The 17985-nt window shown below is 70.7% G+C and carries 19 protein-coding genes; 11 read left to right on the forward strand and 8 right to left on the reverse strand.

Going from position 1 to position 17985, the window contains the following annotated elements; translation table 11 throughout:
- Nucleotides 1-136: 136 nt before the first annotated feature.
- Nucleotides 137-1165: an ABC transporter permease gene (locus ABWO84_RS09260; protein ID WP_353114239.1), complete on the reverse strand. Its 1029-nt coding sequence runs from the start codon at nucleotides 1163-1165 to the stop codon at nucleotides 137-139.
- The gene (locus ABWO84_RS09265; protein WP_353114240.1) at nucleotides 1162-2667 is read right to left on the reverse strand and encodes a sugar ABC transporter ATP-binding protein; all 1506 of its coding nucleotides are present in this window, start codon (nucleotides 2665-2667) and stop codon (nucleotides 1162-1164) included. Before ABWO84_RS09265 ends, ABWO84_RS09260 begins: the two co-directional genes overlap by 4 nt.
- Before the next feature lie 198 nt (nucleotides 2668-2865).
- On the opposite strand from ABWO84_RS09265, the gene ABWO84_RS09270 reads away from it, so the two are divergent.
- Complete coding sequence (locus ABWO84_RS09270) at nucleotides 2866-3741, forward strand: sugar phosphate isomerase/epimerase family protein (protein ID WP_353114241.1); 876 nt, start codon at nucleotides 2866-2868, stop codon at nucleotides 3739-3741.
- 58 nt (nucleotides 3742-3799) lie between these two features.
- On the opposite strand, the gene ABWO84_RS09275 is transcribed toward ABWO84_RS09270, so the two are convergent.
- The 3 genes from ABWO84_RS09275 to ABWO84_RS09285 all read right to left on the reverse strand — a co-directional run bounded on the left by ABWO84_RS09275 (nucleotide 3800) and on the right by ABWO84_RS09285 (nucleotide 6594).
- Nucleotides 3800-4219 carry an RbsD/FucU family protein gene (locus ABWO84_RS09275; protein ID WP_353114242.1) on the reverse strand — a complete coding sequence of 140 codons (420 nt, stop codon included), beginning with the start codon at nucleotides 4217-4219 and terminating at the stop codon, nucleotides 3800-3802.
- A gap of 139 nt (nucleotides 4220-4358) precedes the next feature.
- Nucleotides 4359-5312 carry an aldo/keto reductase gene (locus tag ABWO84_RS09280; protein WP_353114244.1) on the reverse strand — a complete coding sequence of 318 codons (954 nt, stop codon included), beginning with the start codon at nucleotides 5310-5312 and terminating at the stop codon, nucleotides 4359-4361.
- Nucleotides 5299-6594, reverse strand: coding sequence for an L-fuconate dehydratase (locus tag ABWO84_RS09285; protein ID WP_353114245.1), 1296 nt, complete (start codon nucleotides 6592-6594; stop codon nucleotides 5299-5301). Before ABWO84_RS09285 ends, ABWO84_RS09280 begins: the two co-directional genes overlap by 14 nt.
- Before the next feature lie 130 nt (nucleotides 6595-6724).
- Here ABWO84_RS09285 and ABWO84_RS09290 point away from each other — a divergent pair, with 130 nt between their 5' ends.
- Both ABWO84_RS09290 and ABWO84_RS09295 read left to right on the forward strand, forming a co-directional pair.
- Entirely contained in the window at nucleotides 6725-7585 is an 861-nt protein-coding gene (locus ABWO84_RS09290) for a fumarylacetoacetate hydrolase family protein (protein WP_353114246.1), read from the forward strand.
- Nucleotides 7582-8334 (forward strand): SDR family NAD(P)-dependent oxidoreductase, encoded by a 753-nt coding sequence (locus ABWO84_RS09295; protein ID WP_353114247.1) that lies wholly within the window; start codon nucleotides 7582-7584, stop codon nucleotides 8332-8334. The genes ABWO84_RS09290 and ABWO84_RS09295 overlap by 4 nt, the downstream gene beginning before the upstream one ends.
- A 130-nt stretch (nucleotides 8335-8464) precedes the next feature.
- Here ABWO84_RS09295 and ABWO84_RS09300 read toward each other — a convergent pair whose 3' ends face one another.
- Nucleotides 8465-9334 carry an amidohydrolase family protein gene (locus ABWO84_RS09300; RefSeq protein WP_353114248.1) on the reverse strand — a complete coding sequence of 290 codons (870 nt, stop codon included), beginning with the start codon at nucleotides 9332-9334 and terminating at the stop codon, nucleotides 8465-8467.
- Between the two features lie 69 nt (nucleotides 9335-9403).
- Here ABWO84_RS09300 and ABWO84_RS09305 point away from each other — a divergent pair, with 69 nt between their 5' ends.
- Nucleotides 9404-10084, forward strand: coding sequence for a FadR/GntR family transcriptional regulator (locus ABWO84_RS09305; protein ID WP_353114249.1), 681 nt, complete (start codon nucleotides 9404-9406; stop codon nucleotides 10082-10084).
- Between the two features lie 83 nt (nucleotides 10085-10167).
- On the opposite strand, the gene ABWO84_RS09310 is transcribed toward ABWO84_RS09305, so the two are convergent.
- Nucleotides 10168-10824 carry a transaldolase family protein gene (locus ABWO84_RS09310; RefSeq protein WP_353114250.1) on the reverse strand — a complete coding sequence of 219 codons (657 nt, stop codon included), beginning with the start codon at nucleotides 10822-10824 and terminating at the stop codon, nucleotides 10168-10170.
- 129 nt (nucleotides 10825-10953) lie between these two features.
- On the opposite strand from ABWO84_RS09310, the gene ABWO84_RS09315 reads away from it, so the two are divergent.
- The 7 genes from ABWO84_RS09315 (at nucleotide 10954) to ABWO84_RS09345 (ending at nucleotide 17354) form a co-directional block, all read left to right on the forward strand.
- Entirely contained in the window at nucleotides 10954-11895 is a 942-nt protein-coding gene (locus ABWO84_RS09315; RefSeq protein WP_353114251.1) for a ribokinase, read from the forward strand.
- Between the two features lie 12 nt (nucleotides 11896-11907).
- Nucleotides 11908-12306: a D-ribose pyranase gene (gene rbsD, locus ABWO84_RS09320; protein WP_353114252.1), complete on the forward strand. Its 399-nt coding sequence runs from the start codon at nucleotides 11908-11910 to the stop codon at nucleotides 12304-12306.
- 2 nt (nucleotides 12307-12308) lie between these two features.
- Nucleotides 12309-13124 (forward strand): GntR family transcriptional regulator, encoded by an 816-nt coding sequence (locus ABWO84_RS09325; RefSeq protein WP_353114253.1) that lies wholly within the window; start codon nucleotides 12309-12311, stop codon nucleotides 13122-13124.
- 124 nt (nucleotides 13125-13248) lie between these two features.
- Complete coding sequence (locus ABWO84_RS09330; RefSeq protein ID WP_353114254.1) at nucleotides 13249-14196, forward strand: hypothetical protein; 948 nt, start codon at nucleotides 13249-13251, stop codon at nucleotides 14194-14196.
- Between the two features lie 39 nt (nucleotides 14197-14235).
- A complete protein-coding gene (locus ABWO84_RS09335) occupies nucleotides 14236-15285 on the forward strand; it encodes a PLP-dependent cysteine synthase family protein (RefSeq protein WP_353114255.1) in 1050 nt (349 codons plus the stop codon).
- A 46-nt stretch (nucleotides 15286-15331) separates the two neighbouring features.
- Nucleotides 15332-15844: a glycine cleavage system transcriptional repressor gene (locus ABWO84_RS09340; RefSeq protein WP_353114256.1), complete on the forward strand. Its 513-nt coding sequence runs from the start codon at nucleotides 15332-15334 to the stop codon at nucleotides 15842-15844.
- Between the two features lie 94 nt (nucleotides 15845-15938).
- The gene (locus ABWO84_RS09345) at nucleotides 15939-17354 is read left to right on the forward strand and encodes an FAD-binding oxidoreductase (RefSeq protein WP_353114257.1); all 1416 of its coding nucleotides are present in this window, start codon (nucleotides 15939-15941) and stop codon (nucleotides 17352-17354) included.
- A gap of 68 nt (nucleotides 17355-17422) precedes the next feature.
- Here ABWO84_RS09345 and ABWO84_RS09350 read toward each other — a convergent pair.
- A partial coding sequence (locus ABWO84_RS09350; RefSeq protein WP_353114258.1) for an aldo/keto reductase occupies nucleotides 17423-17985 on the reverse strand: 563 nt, incomplete at its 5' end.

Consider the following 17985-nt stretch of genomic DNA (forward strand, 5'->3'; position numbering starts at 1 on the left):
TTGTTTGTGATTGCCGGCCCGAGGGCCCGCGGTGGATGGACATTCCGGTGGGATGTGCCCGTGCGGATGGCTCCGCGTGGTCGGCCGGGGCCGTTCGGGCGACGACGTCGGGCACGTCTGCCGCCGCCCGAGGATCTCAGGTGCGCTGGCGGTTGCGCAGCGAGTCGAAGAACACGGCGATCAGCACCACGATGCCGACGACGATGTTCTGCCACTCCGACTGGATGGACATGATCCGCAGGCCGTTGACCAGCACGCTCATGATGAGCGCGCCGATGACCGTGCCGAGGATCGTGCCGCGGCCGCCGAGCAGCGAGGTGCCGCCGATGATGACCGCCGCGATCGCCTGCAGCTCGTAGCCGGTGCCGATCTGCGGCTGCGCGGATCCGAGGCGGGAGGCGATGATCACGCCCGCGATGCCGGTGAAGGCGCCCGCGAACATGTAGATGTAGATCGTCCAGCGCTTGGTGTTCACGCCGGAGAGGCGGGTGGCCTCCTCGTTCGAGCCGATCGCGAAGGTGTAGCGGCCGAGGAGCGTCTTCGACAGCACCAGGTACGCGGCGATCGCGAGGATCGCGGTGATGAGCACGGCGTTGGGCAGGCCCGGGATGAGGGTGCCGAGCGCGATCTTCTGGAAGCCGTTGTCGGCGGCGAAGTAGATCGGCGCGACGCCCGAGATCACCAGGGCGAGACCGCCGGCGATCATCATCATCGCCAGGGTGGCGATGAACGGGGGCAGCCGCAGCATCGTCACGTTCAGGCCGTTGACGAGGCCCATCAGCACACCGGTGGCGATGCCGCCGATCACGCCGAGCCACACCGGCAGGCCGAGTTTGGTGACGAACACGCCGGTCATCACGGCGCAGAGCGCCATGCCGGTGCCGATCGACAGGTCGATGCCGCCGGTCACGATCACGAAGGTCGTGCCGAGGGCGAGGATGCCGATCACCGCGGTCGCCAGCAGCACCGTGGAGATGTTGCTCCACTGGATGAACGCCGGGTTCGCGATCGAGAAGAACACGACGAGGACGATCAGGGTGCCGAACGCCAGCGACTGCTGCAGCTGGCGCTTGACGAACCCGCCGACGTCGCGCTTCTCGGTGTTCTCGGCGACCGCCTGCTGGATGACCGTCGTGGTCGATCCGGACTGTTCTGGGGTGCTCATTCCTCTTCCTCCCCGTGGGCTGCGAGGTGCATGATCTTCTCCTGCGTTGCTTCCTCGTTGGGGAGGGTCCCGGTGATCCGCCCGTTCGCGAACACGGCGATCCGGTTCGCGACGCGCAGGATCTCGGGAAGCTCCGACGAGATGACGATGATGGACTTGCCCGAGTCGGCGAGCTGCTGCATCAGGCGGTAGATCTCCTCCTTCGCGCCGACGTCGATCCCTCGCGTCGGCTCGTCGAAGATAAGGATGTCGCAGTCGCGCATCAGCCAGCGGGCGATGACGACCTTCTGCTGGTTGCCGCCCGAGAGCAGCTTGACGACCTGCCCGACCGACGGCGTCTTGACCCGGAGCTGCTGGACGTACTCCTTGGTCTGGCTGCGGGCCTTGCGATCGCCCATCCAGCCGATCGCGTTGGCGTAGGAGCCGAGCGAGGCGAGGACGGTGTTGAAGGTGACGTCCTGCTCGAGCATGAGGCCGAGCAGCTTGCGGTCCTCGGAGAGGTAGCCGACACCGTGCTTCACCGCGTCCTCGGGCTGACGGATCCGCACCGGCCTGCCGGCGATCGCGATGGCGCCGCCGTCGGACGGGTCGGCGCCGATCACCGCACGCGCGGTCTCGGTGCGCCCCGCGCCCATCAGGCCCGCGAAGCCGAGGATCTCGCCGCGCCGCAGCTGGAAGGACACGTCCTTCAGCAGCGACTTCGTGGACAGGCCCTGCACATCGAGGACGACGGGCTCCCCGTCGAAGGCGCGGGCCGTCGGGCGGGTGCCCTCGTCGATCTGACGGCCGACCATCATCTCGATGATCTTCGGGATGCTGATCTCGTTCTTGTCGAGTGATCCGATGTATGTGCCGTCGCGGAGCACGGTCACGCGGTCGGCCAGCCGGCGCAGCTCGTCCATGCGGTGCGAGATGTAGACGATGCCGGTGCCCTTGGCGCGCAGCTGGTCGATGAGGGTGAACAGCACCTCGACCTCGCTGTCGGTGAGCGCCGAGGTCGGCTCGTCCATGATGAGAACCTTGGCGTTGAAGGACAGCGCCTTGGCGATCTCGACCATCTGCTGCTTGGCGACCGTGAGCTCGCCGACCTTCTGGCGGGGGTCGAGGTCGATCTCGAGCCGCTGCAGCAGCTCGGCGGTCTGCCGGTTGAGCTTGCGCTCGGACAGCAGGCCTCCGGAGAGGGGCTCGCGGCCGATGTAGATGTTCTGCGCGACCGTGAGGTCGGGCATGAGGTTCATCTCCTGGTGGATGATCGTGATGCCCAGCTGCTGCGCCTGCAGCGGGCCGGTGAGCTCGACCTCCCGACCTTCGAAGAGGATGCGTCCCTCGTCCTTGGTGTAGATCCCGGACAGGATCTTCATCAGCGTGGACTTGCCGGCGCCGTTCTCGCCGACGAGGACGAGCACCTCGCCCGCGCGTACCTCGAGGTGCACGTCCTTGAGTGCCTGCACTCCGGGGAAGCCCTTGCTGATGCCCTCCACCCTGAGGATGGGATCGCTCATTCCCTCACCTGCTCCCTTGAAGGCCGTCCGGATCCCGCGAGGCGGAATCGCTTTCAAACATCGGATCAATTCTGCACATGCATCCCTCGGGACGCAAGTTGTATCTAAATGTATCTAAACGCTCTCCGCAATCCGAGTACCTGTAATAACATCTTGGTCACGGACGCGCACGAGGGTCGTGCGCAGGAGAGGTCAACGATGCTCATCGGCGCACACGCACTCGTGTTCAGCGGCACCTTCGACGAGGCCGGCCTGCGCCGCTCGATCGAGGGGACGAAGAGGGCCGGCTTCGACCTCATCGAGATCCCGCTCATGGACGTCGACGGCTTCGACTCCTCGCTCGCCGCACGGATGCTGCGCGACAACGACCTCGCGGTGACGTCCTCCCTCGGGCTGACCGCGGACACCGACCTCACCAGCGAGGACCCCGCCGTGGTCGCCGCCGGGGAGGGGCTGCTCGAGCGCTGCCTCGACCACGTCGCGACGATGGGCGGCGACGTGCTCTGCGGCGTGATCTACTCCGCGATGCGCAAGTACGACGCGCCCGTGACCGCGGCGGGGGTCGCGAACAGTCGGGCGGCGATCGCCCGACTCGCCGCGAAGGCGGCCGACCGCGGCATCCGCCTCTCGCTCGAGGTCGTGAACCGCTACGAGTCCCACGTCTTCAACACCGGCCGCGGCGCCCTGGCCTTCGTCGACGGCGTCGGCCGCGACGACGTCTCGGTGCACCTCGACACGTATCACATGAACATCGAGGAGTCGGACATGTTCCAGCCGGTGCACGACGTCGCCGCGGCCGGGCGGCTCGGCTACGTGCACATCGGCGAGAGCCACCGCGGCTACCTCGGCACCGGGTCGGTGGACTTCAGCTCGTTCTTCCGCGCGCTGCACGACGCGCGCTACGACGGCCCCGTGGTGTTCGAGTCGTTCTCCTCGGCGGTGGTCAGCGCGGAGCTCAGCAACACCCTCGGCATCTGGCGCAACCTCTGGCAGGACTCCGACGACCTCGCCGCGCACGCCAACCGGTTCATCCGGGACGGCCTGCACGCGGTCGGCACCATCGACCTCCACTAGGTCGCGGCCGCTCAGGCGGAGAGGCCGCTCAGGCGGCGGCCGCTCAGGCGGCGGCCGCTCAGGCGGAGGGGTGCCCGACGACGCCCTTGCGCAGCAGCGCGTTGCCGTACTTGCGGGTCTCCCCGGTGCGGACCATGAGGTAGGCCCCCTTGGCGACGTCGTAGTAGGCGAAGCGCTCGACGAACCGCGTGGTCTCCACCGCCGTGCCGGCGGCCGCCATGAGCTCACGCTGCACGTCGAGCACGGTCGCATCCGCCGACTCCATCAGGTCGATGCCCGGGGCGTCGTCGAGGGGCAGCACGGTGCGGATCGCCGCGACGACCTCGGGCGTGGTCGTGCCCGGCAGGTCGAGCACGCGGGCGCCCAGGGCCCAGGCGGGGAAGTGCGCGTCGGCGACGACCACCGAGTCGGAGTGCCCCATCCGGTCGAGGTGCAGCAGCAGCTCCCCGGTCAGCAGCGGGTTGATTCCTTCGAGCACGGGGTCTCCTTCGGTTCACGGTTCGGCTGTGCGGCCCCTCCGCCCACAGCCCGCAGCCCGTCTATTCGTCGCAAAGTACCGGATTCCGGGCCGGATAGCGGTACTTTGCGACGAATAGACGGGATCAGGGATCGCGGGATCAGGGGATCAGGGAGGCGTCAGCGAGGTCCGTCCACAGCGCGTCGGGGATCTCCAGGGCCGCGAGCTCGGCGTTCTGCCGGAGCTGCGCCGGACGGCTGCCGCCGACCACCACCGACCGCACCACGTCGGCCTGCAGCGGGAACTGGATCGCGGCGGCCGGAAGCGGCACGTCGTGCGCGCCGCAGACCTCCGCGATCCGCACCAGACGGTCCCACAGCTCATCGGGCAGCTGACCGTACTCGTAGCGACCGTCGCGGCGCGGCTCGCTCTGCGCGAGCAGGCCGGAGTTGAACACCGAGGCGGCGACGACGCCCGTCCCGCGCTCCTCGCAGGCGGGCAGGACGTCGGCGGCTGCGGGCTGCTCGAGCAGCGTGTACCGCCCGGCGACCATGATCAGATCCAGGTCGGCCTCGCGCACCGACCGGGCGAGCGCGTCCGACACCATCGAACCGACGCCGATGCTCCCGACCTGCCCCTCGGCACGCAGGGTCTCCAGCGCGGGGAAGGCCTCGGCGAGCGCGAGGTCCAGGTCGTTGCGCTCCGGATCGTGCAGGTAGAGCAGGTCGATGCGCTCGATCCCCAGGCGCTCGCGCGATTCCGCGAGGCTGGCGCGGATGCCCTCCTCGCTGAAGTCCCACACCCGCAGGAGGTCGTCGGGCACGTGGAAGTCGTTCGCGGTGTCGAGCCCGCCGTCGTGGTCGGGGTTCGGGCGCAGGAGGCGTCCGGCCTTGGTCGACAGGAAGAACTCGTCGCGGGGCTTGGTCTGCAGGAAGGCTCCGAGCCGACGCTCCGACAGGCCGAGGCCGTAGTGCGGAGCGGTGTCGTAGTACCGGATGCCGGATTCCCAGGCGGCGTCGAGCACGGCCCAGGCCTCATCGTCGCTGAGCGGACGGAAGAGGTTTCCGACGTTCGCGGCGCCGTAGCCGAGTGCGGGGAGCTCAGGCGACGACATGCTCGCCCGTCCACGTGTAGGCGGCGATGCTCGCGGCCTTCATCTCCATGCCGTTTCCCGGCGCGGTGGGGGTCATGTACGAGCCGCCCTGGATGTCGGTCGGCACGACGAAGTGCTCATGAAGGTGGTCGACGTACTCGATCATCCGCCCCTCGCGGGAGCCGCTGACGGCGACGAAATCGAACATCGACAGGTGCTGGACGGCTTCGCACAGACCGACGCCTCCGGCGTGCGGGCAGACCGGCACGCCGAACTTCGCGGCGAGCAGCAGGTTGGCGATGTTCTCGTTGACGCCGGCGACGCGCACCGCGTCGATCTGCATCACCTTGATCGCATCGGCCTGCAGCAGCTGCTTGAAGATCATCCGGTTCTGCGCGTGCTCCCCCGTGGCGACCCGGATCGGCGCGACGCCGCGGGCGATCTCGGCATGGCCGAGCACGTCGTCCGGGCTGGTGGGCTCCTCGATCCAGGCGGGGCGGAACTCGGCGAGCGCGTTCACCCACTCGATCGCCTCCGACACCTCCCAGCGCTGGTTCGCGTCGATCGCGATCGGGAAGTCGGGTCCGCACACCTCGCGCGCCTTGCGGAAGCGGCGGATGTCGTCCTGCAGGTCGGCGCCGACCTTGAGCTTGATCTGGGTGAAGCCGTCGGCCATGGCCTCGCGGGCGAGGCGCTCGAGCTTCTCGTCGGAGTACCCGAGCCAGCCGGGGCTGGTCGTGTAGCCCGGGTAGCCGGATGCCAGCAGCTGCTGCTCGCGCTCGGCGCGCCCGGCCTCCGCGGCGCGCAGGATGCCCAGCGCGTCCTCCCGGGTGAGGGCGTTCGTGAGGTAGCGGAAGTCGACGAGGTCGACGAGCTGCTCCGGGGTCATGTGCGCGAGCAGCTGCCACAGGGGCAGCCCCGCGCGCTTGGCCTTGATGTCCCACAGGGCGTTGACCACAGCGCCGATGGCCATGTGCATGACGCCCTTCTCCGGGCCGAGCCAGCGCAGCTGAGAGTCGCCGATCAGCTCGCGGAAGGTGCCGCCCATGTCGTCCAGCAGCGGCTCGATCTCGCGTCCGACGAGGTGCCCGGCGAGCGCGTCGATGGCCGCCACCTGCACGTCGTTGCCCCGCCCGATCGTGAAGACGAAGGCGTGTCCGGCGATGTCGTCGGCGGCGTCGGTGCGCACCACCACGTAGGCCGCGGAGTAATCGGGATCGGGGTTCATCGCGTCTGAGCCGTCCAGGCTCAGCGATGTGGGGAATCGGATGTCGCTGGTCTCCAGCGCGACGATGCGGCTCACGGCGCTCCTTCTGCTCGCACCCGCAGCAGGAAAGCTGCCGGTAAACCACTTGGAGTGTAAACATCCGATGTCTATACTGTCAACGGCGGGTGCCGCCGGTGCATCCCCGACGACGAGGAACAGGAGAACCATGAAGTTCGCGCGACTTGGAGACCCGGGGAACGAGGTGCCCGTCGTCCTCGACGGCGATCGCGCCTTCGACCTGCGCTCGGTGACATCGGATGTCGATGGAGAATTCCTCGCCAACGACCCGGTCGGGCGCACGCAGGCCGCGTGGGACGCCGGCGCCCTGCCCGAGATCGAGGACGCCTCGTCGCTGCGCATCGGATCGCCGATCGCGCGTCCGAGCGCCGTCGTGTGCATCGGCCAGAACTACGCCGCCCACGCCCGCGAGTCGGGTGCGGAGCCGCCGACCGTACCGATCATGTTCCTGAAGACCCCGAACACCGTCGTCGGTCCGAACGACGCCGTGACCATCCCCCGGGGCAGCGAGAAGACCGACTGGGAGGTCGAGCTCGGCGTCGTGATCGGCGCCCGCGCGGCCTACCTCGACTCCCCCGCCGACGCGGCGGCGCACATCGCCGGCTTCGTGGTCGCGAACGACGTGTCCGAGCGCGCGTTCCAGATGGAGGTCTCCGGCGGCCAGTGGTCCAAGGGCAAGATCGCCTTCGGATTCAACCCCACCGGCCCGTGGCTGGTCACCCCCGACGAGGTGGACGTCCAGAACCTGCGGCTGCGCAGCTGGGTGGGCGGTGAGCCCCGGCAGGACTCGAACACGAACGACATGATCTTCGACGTCGCGACGATCGTGCACCACCTCTCGCAGTACGTCACCCTGGAGCCCGGCGACCTCATCCTCACCGGCACCCCGCAGGGCGTGGCGTTCGGAGGGAAGTTCCCGTACCTGAAGGCGGGCGACGTCGTCGAGGTCGAGATCGAGGGGCTGGGACACCAGCGCCAGGAGTTCACAGCATGGGAGGCAGCGCGATGAGCGGTCAGGTCGAGGGGCTGGTGGCGATCGTCACCGGCGGAGCATCCGGCATCGGAGCGGCGATCGCCGCGAAGCTGCACGACGAGGGGGCGCAGATCGCCGTGCTCGATCGCGATCCGTCCGGGGCCGATCCGCGGTTCGCCGCGTTCACGGCCGACGTCTCCGACCGCGCGAGCGTCGAGGCCGCCGTCGCGGCGGCGGCGGAGCGCTTCGGGCGCATCGACATCGTCATCAACAACGCGGGGATCGGCGCCACCGGCGACATCGCGGCGAACGACGACGACGAGTGGGCCCGCGTGATGTCGATCAACGTCACCGGCATCGCCCGGGTGACCTCTGCGGCGCTGCCGTGGCTGCGGAAGTCGCCGTCGGCGGCGGTCTGCAACACGGCGTCGATCGCCTCGACCACGGGGCTGCCGCAGCGTGCCCTGTACTCCGCGTCGAAGGGCGCGGTGTCCGCGCTGACGCGGGCGATGGCGGCGGACCACCTGCGCGAGGGGATCCGTGTGAACGCCGTCAACCCCGGCACCGCGGACACCCCCTGGGTGGGCCGCCTGCTCGATCAGGCCTCCGACCCCGCCGCCGAGCGCGCCGCACTGCAGGCCCGTCAGCCGCACGGCCGGCTCGTCTCGCCGGACGAGGTCGCCGGCGCCGTGCTGTACCTGGTGAGCCCGGCTTCCGGGTCGACCACCGGCACCTTCATCGAGGTCGACGGCGGGATGGCGCAGCTGCGCCTGCGCGCCGAATAGTCCCCGTCGGCCGGGGTTGCCCCGGGGTCCCGGGACGGATGCCGGGACCCCGCACACCTGCCGGGAGACGCGCCGCGAACCGGCCTGCAGGTGCGCCGAGGTGCCGGCGGATGAACGAAGGCGGGCCGGGTCAGCGGATGCGGTAGAAGCGGGCGGCATTCTCCCAGAGGATGCCGTCGACGTCGTAGCCGCGCGCGGCCGCCCAGGTCGCGACCGTGTGCGCCCAGTCGGCGCGCGCACCGGGGAGATAGGCGTCGGCGGAGAAGTCGGTGGCGGACACCGGCCAGTCGCTCCCCCACATCAGCCGGTCCGGTCCGAACGCGGATGCCGCGGCATCCAGGAACGGGATCACCTGCTCCTCGGTCCACCGTCCGCCCGCCTCCGCGGGCAGACCCGACAGCTTGCAGAAGACCTGTGGATGCCGGGCCAGCATCCCGATGTCGTGCACCCAGTCCTCGGCGGGGGCGAGCGGCGCCTCCGCGGTGCCGATCGCCGGCTTGCCCAGGTGGTCGAGCACGATCGGCAGCTCGGGCACGGCGTCGCCCAGCCGGGTGACCGCGGGGATCTGCCCGGCCGCCACACAGGCGTCGAAGGTCAGTCCGCGGGCGGCGACCTCACGCGCGCCGGCGAGGAACGGAGCGCTCACCGCGAGATCGTCACGCTCTCCCTGCAGCAGGTGCCGCACGCCGATGACGCGTGCGTGAGTCGAGAGGGCGTCGAGATGGGCCGCCGTCTCGTCACCGCGGTCGAGCCGCGCGCCGGCGACGATCGCCACCACCCCCGCCGCGTCGGCGATCGACTCCACCCAGCGCACCTCGTCGAGGTACTGCTCGACCGCGCAGTCCGCCTGCACGAAGATCGAGACCTCTTCCTCGGCATCGGCGAGGGACTGCAGGTCGATCTCCTCCTCGGCGAAACGGGCGTCGAGCGCTCCGCCGAGCCAGGAGTAGTCGAGCAGTTCGGGGTCCCAGAGGTGCAGGTGGGAGTCGAGGAGGCGCATGCGCCCATCCTGCCGCATCCGTGGGTGCGGACGGGTCCAGACATCCGATCAATGTGCGATGATGTCGCCATGGCTGTCACGGATGAGGCGATCGAGAAGATCAAGGCGATGATCGTCTCGGGCGAACTGGGTCCTGGAGACCGGCTCCCGCCCGAGAAGGAGCTCGCCGAGCGCCTCGGCCTGTCGCGCAACTCGATGCGCGAGGCCGTCAAGGCACTCGAGGTCATCCGCGTGCTGGACGTCCGCCGCGGAGACGGCACCTACGTCACCAGCCTGGAACCGCACCTGCTGCTCGAGGCCATCACCTTCGTGGTGGACATGCACGACGACGACTCCCTGCTGGAGCTGTTCGCGGTACGGCGGATGCTGGAGTCGCAGGCCACCGGACTCGCCGCCGGCAACGCGACGGACGACGAGGCGGCCGCGCTGCAGGAGGAGATCGCATCGGTCGACTCCGCGACGGTGAGCATCGACGACCTGGTCGACCACGACATCCGCTTCCACCGCGAGATCGTGCGGCTCACCCGCAACGGCTACCTCGCAAGCCTCATCGAGAGCCTGAGCAGCCAGACCATCCGCGCACGCGTGTGGCGCGGGCTCACCGAGCAGGGCGCCGTCGAGCGCACCCTGTCGGAGCATCGCGCGATCGCCGATGCCATCGCGCAGCACGACTCCGCGCTGGCCACCTCCCTCGCCACGGCGCACATCGCCGGCGTGGAGCGCTGGCTGCGCCAGGCCGCCACGGCCTGAGCCCGCCGACCGGCCCGCACACCCGACGGGACGTCGACACGGCCGCAGCAGGCCACTCCGCACGCCCCGGGAGGGCCCTCGGCTCAGCCCCCGAGACGGACCATGGCGGCATCGAAGTCGGCCGCGGAGGAGTCGCTCACCGGATGGTGGAGCACCTCGTCGATCACATCGGGCGCCGCGGTGAAATAGGGCACGCCGGCCTCGCGCAGGGCCACGATGTCGTCCGCCGAGCGCAGGCTCGCGGCGAGCACGTTCGTGCCGCTGCCCTCGCACACCCCCTGCATCCGGGCGATGAGCGCGTCGCCATCCATTCCGGCGTCCCTCATGCGTCCGAGGTACGGGGCCACGTAGTGCGCGCCGATGCTCGCGCAGGCGAGCGCCTGGGCGACGGAGTACACCGCGGTGACGAGCACGGTCGCGCCGTCGCGCACGAGGGCGGATGCCGCGGCGAAGCCCTCCGCCGTGGCGGGGACCTTCACCGCCACGCGGTCACCGAGCGCGAGGATGCCCGCCGCGCTGCGGAGGAAGGCGTCGCGGTCGCCGCCCCAGGCCTGGAAGAACACCTCCCGGGCACCCTCGCCGACCCAGCGCTCGTACAGCGCGGGGATCTCGGCGGCGGTTCGGCCGCCCCGCTCGAGGATGGTGGGGTTCGTGGTCACGCCGTGCACCGCTCCGGCGGTCAGGAGCCGGCCGACCCGATCGAGATCGGCGCTGTCGACGTAGAGGCGGGGCGCGGTCATGGGTCTCCTCGGGTCGGGACTTCCGCGCACGCAGGCGCGAACCTGTCGTTACAGGTTGTGATGCCGCTAATGTAATGACAGCATCCCGGCGCTGTCAAAGAGCCGATGTCGAAGACGATGAGGAGTCACATGACCACGGAACCGGCCGACCGCTCAGGGGTCGTCATCGTCGGCAGCGTGACCGCGGACGTCACGACCTTCTCGCAGCGCCTCCCCGCACGGGGCGAGACGATCCTCGGCGACCAGTTCACCCTGCTGCTCGGCGGGAAGGGCGCCAACCAGGCGGTCGCCGCCGGCCTCGCCGGCGCCAGGACGAGCTTCGTCGGATGCGTCGGCGACGACCTGTTCCACGACCTCGTCGTCGAGGGCCTCAGCGCCGCCGGCGTCGACCTCGCGCACCTGCGCACGGTCCCCGGACCGACCGGCATCGCCCACATCCGGGTCGACGCCTCCGCCCAGAACGACATCGTCATGGTGCCCCTCGCGAACGCGCAGCTCAGCCCCGAGCAGATCGACGCCGCGCTCGAAGCCCTCGCGCCGACCACCTCGGTGCTGCTCACCCAGCTCGAGACCCCGGCCTCGCTCACCCGCCACATCACCGCCCGCGCCCGCGCGCTCGGCATGACCGTGGTGCTCGATCCGGCACCCGCCGCACCTCTGGACCCCGACGTCTGGAGCAGCATCGACATCGTCACCCCCAACGAGACCGAGGCATCGCTGCTCAGCGGGATCGAGGTGACCGATCTCGACTCGGCCGTCCGCGCCGGCGAGTGGTTCCTCGCGCAGGGCGTCGGGGCCGCCGTGATCACCCTGGCCGAGCGCGGATCGTGCGTCGTCACGGCCGAGGGCGCGACCTTCATCGACCCGATCCCCATGGAACCGGTCGACACGACCGCGGCCGGTGACGCCTACGCCGGCTACCTCGGCGCCGCGCTGGCCGACGGCTGGTCGCTCGCCGATGCGACCCGGCTCGCGAGCGCCGCGGGCGCGATCACCGTGACCCGGCAGGGCGCATCGCCGAGCCTGCCCCGCCGCTCCGAGGTGGATGCCCTGCTGGCATCCGCACGCTGAGAAGGAGTCCCCATGCGCAAGACGTCCACCACGATCAACCCCGCGCTGTCTCGGGTCATCAGCGAGACCGGGCACACCGACCTCATCGTCGTCACCGACGCCGGCCTGCCGATCCCGCCCGGATCGGAGCGCATCGACCTCGCCTACCGCCCCGGCGCCCCGGCGTTCCTCGACGTGCTCGACACCGTGCTCGCCGAGATGGTCGTCGAGGGCGCGACGGTGTCGGCGGAGGTCGCGGAGGCCAGCCCCGAGGTGCTCGCCGCGCTGCGCGAGAGGCTGCCCGGCATCGAGATCGAGCTGGTCCCCCACGTCGAGTTCAAGAAGCGCACGCACGCGGCGCGCGCGTTCGTGCGCTCCGGCGAGTTCACCCCCTACGCCAACGTGATCCTGCAGGCCGGGGTGGCGTACTGAACATGAGCGGCTTCTCCGACGCGATCGACCGCCGCTCCGCGGCCCCGATGTACGACCAGCTGCGCCAGCTGATCGTCGAGGGGATCGAGCGGGACGGACTGCAGCCCGGCGACGCCCTGCCCGGCGAGCACCGGCTGTGCGAGCAGTACGGCATCTCCCGCACCGTGGTGCGGCAGGCTCTCGCCCAGCTCGAGCACGAGGGGCTCGTCGAGCGCGTCAAGGGCAAGGGCACGTTCGTCGCCCGCCCGCGCACCGCAGAGTCGCTGGTGCACACGCTCATCGGCCTGTACGACGAGGTGGAGCGCCGCGGGGGCCACGTCCGCAGCGACGTGCTGCGGCACGAGCGCGAACAGGCCGACGAGGTCGTCGCCGAGGCGCTCGAGATCCCGGTGGGCTCGCCCGTGATCGCCCTCGAGCGGTTGCGCTACGTCGACGGCGATGCCTGGTCGCTGTCGACCACGTGGATGCCGGATGCCGTCGGCGCGGTGACGCTCGACGCCGATCTGCGGGAGGGGTCGCTGTACCGGCTGCTCGCCGATCACGGCATCCGCGCGACGCACGGCGTCCGCTCCGCGGAGGCGACCGTGGCGACCCACGAGCAGGCGCAGCGCCTCGGCGTCAGCGCGGGCTCCGCGCTCCTCCGGCTGCGCAGCGTGAGCCGGGACGACTCCGGCCGGCCGATCGAGTTCTTCGTCGCGTACCACCGCGGCGACCGCTCGCGCTTCGAGTTCCAGCTGCGCGAGGAGCACTCCCGCGCCTCGCTGCTGCACATCGACGGCGCCGGCGGCGCATCGCCCGCGGGCACCGTGCTGCTCTGACCCGGAGCGCGTCCGCCGCGCGCGGCTTTGGCCGATGCCCCTCGCGGTGGGTACCCTCCTCTGTGAGGGGGACGGGCCGCATCGCGCCGCGCACCCCGAGCGACGACGACCGAGAGCCTTCACCATGACCGACACCCCCGCACCGCCGCCCGGAGACGAGAGCCCGGCGGACGCGCAGGTCGTCCCCCCTCCGCCGCCGGAGGCCTTCGCCGGCGCGCCGCTCAACGAGCACGTGCTCGCACCGCGCTCCGGCCCCGCGGCTCCCCCGCCGCCCGGACCGCAGACGCCTCCCCCGCCGCCCGGACCGCAGACGCCTCCCCCGGTCGCATCGACCGCGCCGGGCGCCGTCCCGCCCGCCCCCGGCTCCGCGGCTCCGGGACCGGCGACGCCGGGTATCGTCCCGGTCATGCCCCTGCAGACCGGGGCGTCCTCCCCGCCGCCGAACGGCGCCGGGCCCGCATCCGATCTGCCGCCCTACGCGCGCTTCGAGCCGGCGCAGACCCTGCCCGGCGGCTATCCGGTCTCGGCCTACTCGACCGCCGCGCCCCCCGCGCCCCGCTCCTCGGCGAATGCCGTGCGCGGGTGCGCGATCATCATCGCGGTCTTCGTCGTCATCGTCGCCATCGTGATCGGGATCTTCGCACTGGTGATCCCCCGCGCGCTCTCCGCGGCGGACCGTCCCGCACCGGTCACCACCTCCGGACCCGACGCCGGCACCTGGCCGGGCACGGGCGGCGAGGCCTCCCCGGCCTTCCTCGACGACATCCGGGCCAAGATCGACGAGTACAAGCAGGGCCGCCGCGACGGCACCCTCTGGGAGAGACTGCCGAACACCGAGTTCAACCAGACCGCGGTGACCGCGTTCCTGTACTTCCTCACCGACATGAAACTCGCCGTGAGCTTCGGGGTCGACGACGCCAAGATCGAGGAGTACACCTCGGAGATGGCCGACCTCGAGCGGAAGCTGCTCGCGCAGGAGCCGCTCAGCTCGGACATCGACATCACCTTCAGCGACACCCGCTCCTTCCACTACGACGGCGCCACCGGCGAGGGCGGCTACACCGACGGCTGACCCCGCGCCGCGTCGGATCCGACCAGTACGCTCGAGTGCATGAGCGAATGGGTCAGTTCCGCGATCCGCGTGCTCGAAGCCGACGGCAACCGCTCGGCCGACACGCACCTGCACCTCTTCCCGCTGCCGGCGGAGTGGGGCATCGACCTGTACCTCAAGGACGAGTCGGTGCACCCCACCGGCTCCCTCAAGCACCGTCTCGCGCGATCGCTGATCCTCTACGGCCTCGTCAACGGCCTCATCGACGAGGGCACGACGCTGCTCGAGTCGTCGAGCGGATCGACGGCCGTGTCCGAGGCGTACTTCGCCCGGATGCTGGGCCTCGAGTTCATCACGGTCGTGCCCCGCTCCACGAGCCGGGAGAAGATCGACCTCATCGAGTTCTACGGCGGACGGTGCCATCTCGTCGACCGCGCCGAGGACATCTCCCCGGAGGCCCGCCGGCTGGCCTCCGGATGCAACGGGCACTATCTCGACCAGTTCACCTACGCCGAGCGCGCGACCGACTGGCGGGGCAACAACAACATCGCCGAGAGCGTGTTCAGCCAGTTGGAGCAGGAACGGCACCCCGTCCCGCGCTGGATCGTGGTCGGTGCGGGCACCGGGGGCACGAGCGCGACCTTCGGCCGCTACGTGCGCTATCGCCGCCACGAGACGAGGGTCGCGGTCGTCGATCCCGAGGGCTCGGCGTTCTTCGACGGCTGGGCGGGGGTGGCGGATGCCGAGGGACGCCCCTCCCGGATCGAGGGGATCGGGCGCCCGCGTGTGGAGCCGTCCTTCGTGCCGAGCGTGATCGACGAGATGATCCGGGTGCCGGACGCCGCCTCGATCGCCGCGATCCGGCTGCTCAAGGAGCGCACGCTGCACTGGGCCGGAGGATCGACGGGCACCAACCTCTACGGCGCGTTCGAGCTGATCTCGCGGATGCGCGCCGCCGGGGAGACCGGCAGCGTGGTCACGCTGATCTGCGACGGCGGCGCCCGCTACGCCGAGACCTACTACGACGACGAGTGGGTCGCGGCGCAGGGCTGGGACCTCGCCCCGCACCGCGACCGCATGGAACGTTTCCTCGACGGCGCGGACTGGTGACCCGGAACCGGGTGATCTCGGCCGCCCGCGCCGCTACGCTTCAGGCATGACCACGCTCATCCTCACCGTCTCGGGCGCGGACCGTCCCGGGCTCGTCTCGGCCGTCGCCGACGTCGTCGACGCGCACGGCGGCAACTGGGAGAACAGCCGGCTGGCCGAGCTCGCCGGCACGTTCGCCGGCGTCGTTGAGGTCTCCGTCCCCGCGACGCGCGCCGAAGAGCTGCGCGCGGCCCTCGGCGCCCTCGACGGTCTGCTCGCCGTGACCGTGCAGACCGGCGCCGAGGACGCCGCGACCGAGAGCGGATCGCAGCGGATCTCGCTCGGCGTGCTCGGCAACGACCGCCCGGGCATCGTGCGGGAGGTGTCAGGGGTGCTCGCCGCCCACGCCCTGAGCATCGAGGACATGACGACGGTCACGCGCGACGCGGCGATGGCCGGCGGCCGCCTGTTCGAGTCGACGGTGACGGCCACCGTGCCGGCCTCGGCCGACATCGATGCGCTCCGCACGGCACTGGAGCGCATCGCGAGCGAGATCCAGGTCGACATCTCGCTCGGCTGACTTCTCCACAGCCGTCCGGGCCGCACCCGCGGCTGCACTAGCCTCGTTCCTGAGCCCCTTTTCTCTGTCAAAGCCGACCTCAGGAACGACGCACATGGATCCCGAACGCCACGCGCGCGCCCTCGCCGCACTCCGCACAGAGCTGCCCGAGGACGCCGTCATCACCAACGCCGACTCTCTCGATGCCTATCGATGGGATCGCGCCAACGACCCCGACGCCGGCACCCCGCTCGCCGTCGTCCGCGCCACCTCGACCGAGGACGTCCAGGCGACGGTGCGGATCGCCGCTCGCGAGGGCATCGCGATCGTGCCCCGCGGGGCCGGCTCCGGCCTCTCCGGCGGCAGCTCGGCGGTGGCCGGGGCGATCGTCGTCTCCCTCGATCGGATGCGCGACATCCGCATCGACTCCGACCTGCAGATGGCCGTCGTGCAGCCCGGCGCGTTCAACGCGGAGGTGAAGGCCGCCGCCTCCGAGCACGGACTCTGGTATCCGCCGGATCCGTCCTCGCAGGACTTCTGCTCGATCGGCGGCAACGTCGCCACGAACGCCGGCGGCCTGTGCTGCGTGAAGTACGGCGTCACCACCGACTACGTGCTCGGGATGACGGTGGTCCTCGCCGACGGTCGCGCGATCCGGCTCGGAGGTCCCCGTCTGAAGGACGTCGCAGGCCTCTCGCTGACCAAGCTCTTCGTCGGCAGCGAGGGCACCCTGGGCATCATCACCGAGGTCGTGCTGCGGCTCGTCCCGGCGCAGCGCACGCCCACCACGCTGGTCGCGATGTTCCCCACGCTGGCCGGCGCGATGAAGGCCGTCATCGACATCAAGCAGGTCATGCGCCCGTCGATGCTGGAGTTCATGGACCAGGTTGCGATCAACGCGGTCGAGGACGTCACCCGCATGGAGCTGGACCGCGACGCGGCGGCGATGCTGCTGGTGCAGTCCGACGAGCCGGAGGAGGTCGCCGCGGCGCAGATCGCGCAGATCGAGGACCTCTGCGGCCTCTCCGGCGCGACCGAGTGCTACGCCACCAGCGATCCCGACGAGAGCGAGGCGCTGATCGCCGCACGCCGCATGGCGATCCCCGCGGTCGAGAAGCGCGGCGCCCTGCTGTTGGAGGACGTCGGCGTGCCACTCCCCCGTCTCGGCGAGCTCGTCGAGGGCATCCGCGGGATCGCTGAGCGCCACGGCATCGAGATCTCCGTCGTCGCGCACGCCGGCGACGGCAACACCCACCCTCTGCTGGTCTTCGACCGGGAGGACGCGGCGCAGCGCGAGCGCGCCGACCGCGCCTTCGGCGAGGTCATGGACCTTGCGATCGGCATGGGCGGCACGATCACCGGCGAGCACGGCGTCGGACGCCTCAAGCAACCCTGGCTGGCCGGCTACCTCGGCGAGGATGTGCTCGAGCTCAACCTGCGCATCAAGCAGGCGCTCGACCCGCAGAACCTCTTCAACCCCGGGGCGATCTTCGGCGAAGCGACGGCCCAGACCGTTCCCGCCTCGGTCTGACCCGTCCGCACCGGAAGCGCGGCCGCCCTCCGGGACGGCCGCGCTTCCACGTTTCCGAGCAGATGTCTTCAGACCAGGCGCGTCTTCGGAGACACTTCGTAGGTGTCGGCGGGGTCGGTGTGCACGGCGTCGCCGAGCGCGGCGTCGATCGCCGTCATGGTGCCCGCATCGAGCGTCACGCCGGATGCCTTCACCGTGTCGGCGAGCTGCTCGGGCCGTGAGGCGCCCACGAGCGCCGCGGCGACGTTGGGGTTCTGCAGCACCCACGCGATCGCGAGCTGCGGCATCGAGAGCCCGGCCTCGGCGGCGATCGGCTTCAGGCGCTGCACCGCCTCGAGGATGTCGTCGCGCAAGAACCTCTTGATGAAATGCGCTCCGGAGTGCTCGTCCGTCGCCCGGGAACCCTCCGGCACCGGCTGCCCCGGCAGGTACTTGCCGCTCAGCACGCCCTGGGCCATCGGCGACCAGACGATCTGCGAGATGCCCAGCTCCTCGGAGGCCGGCACGACCTTGCCCTCGATCACCCGGTGCAGCATCGAGTACTGCGGCTGGTTCGAGATCAGCTGCACGCCGAGCTCCTTCGCCAGGGCGTGCCCCTCGCGCAGCTGCTCGGCCGTCCACTCCGAGACGC

The sequence above is a fragment of the Microbacterium sp. genome (assembly GCF_040394595.1).
In the GTDB taxonomy this organism is placed as follows: Bacteria; Actinomycetota; Actinomycetes; order Actinomycetales; family Microbacteriaceae; genus Microbacterium.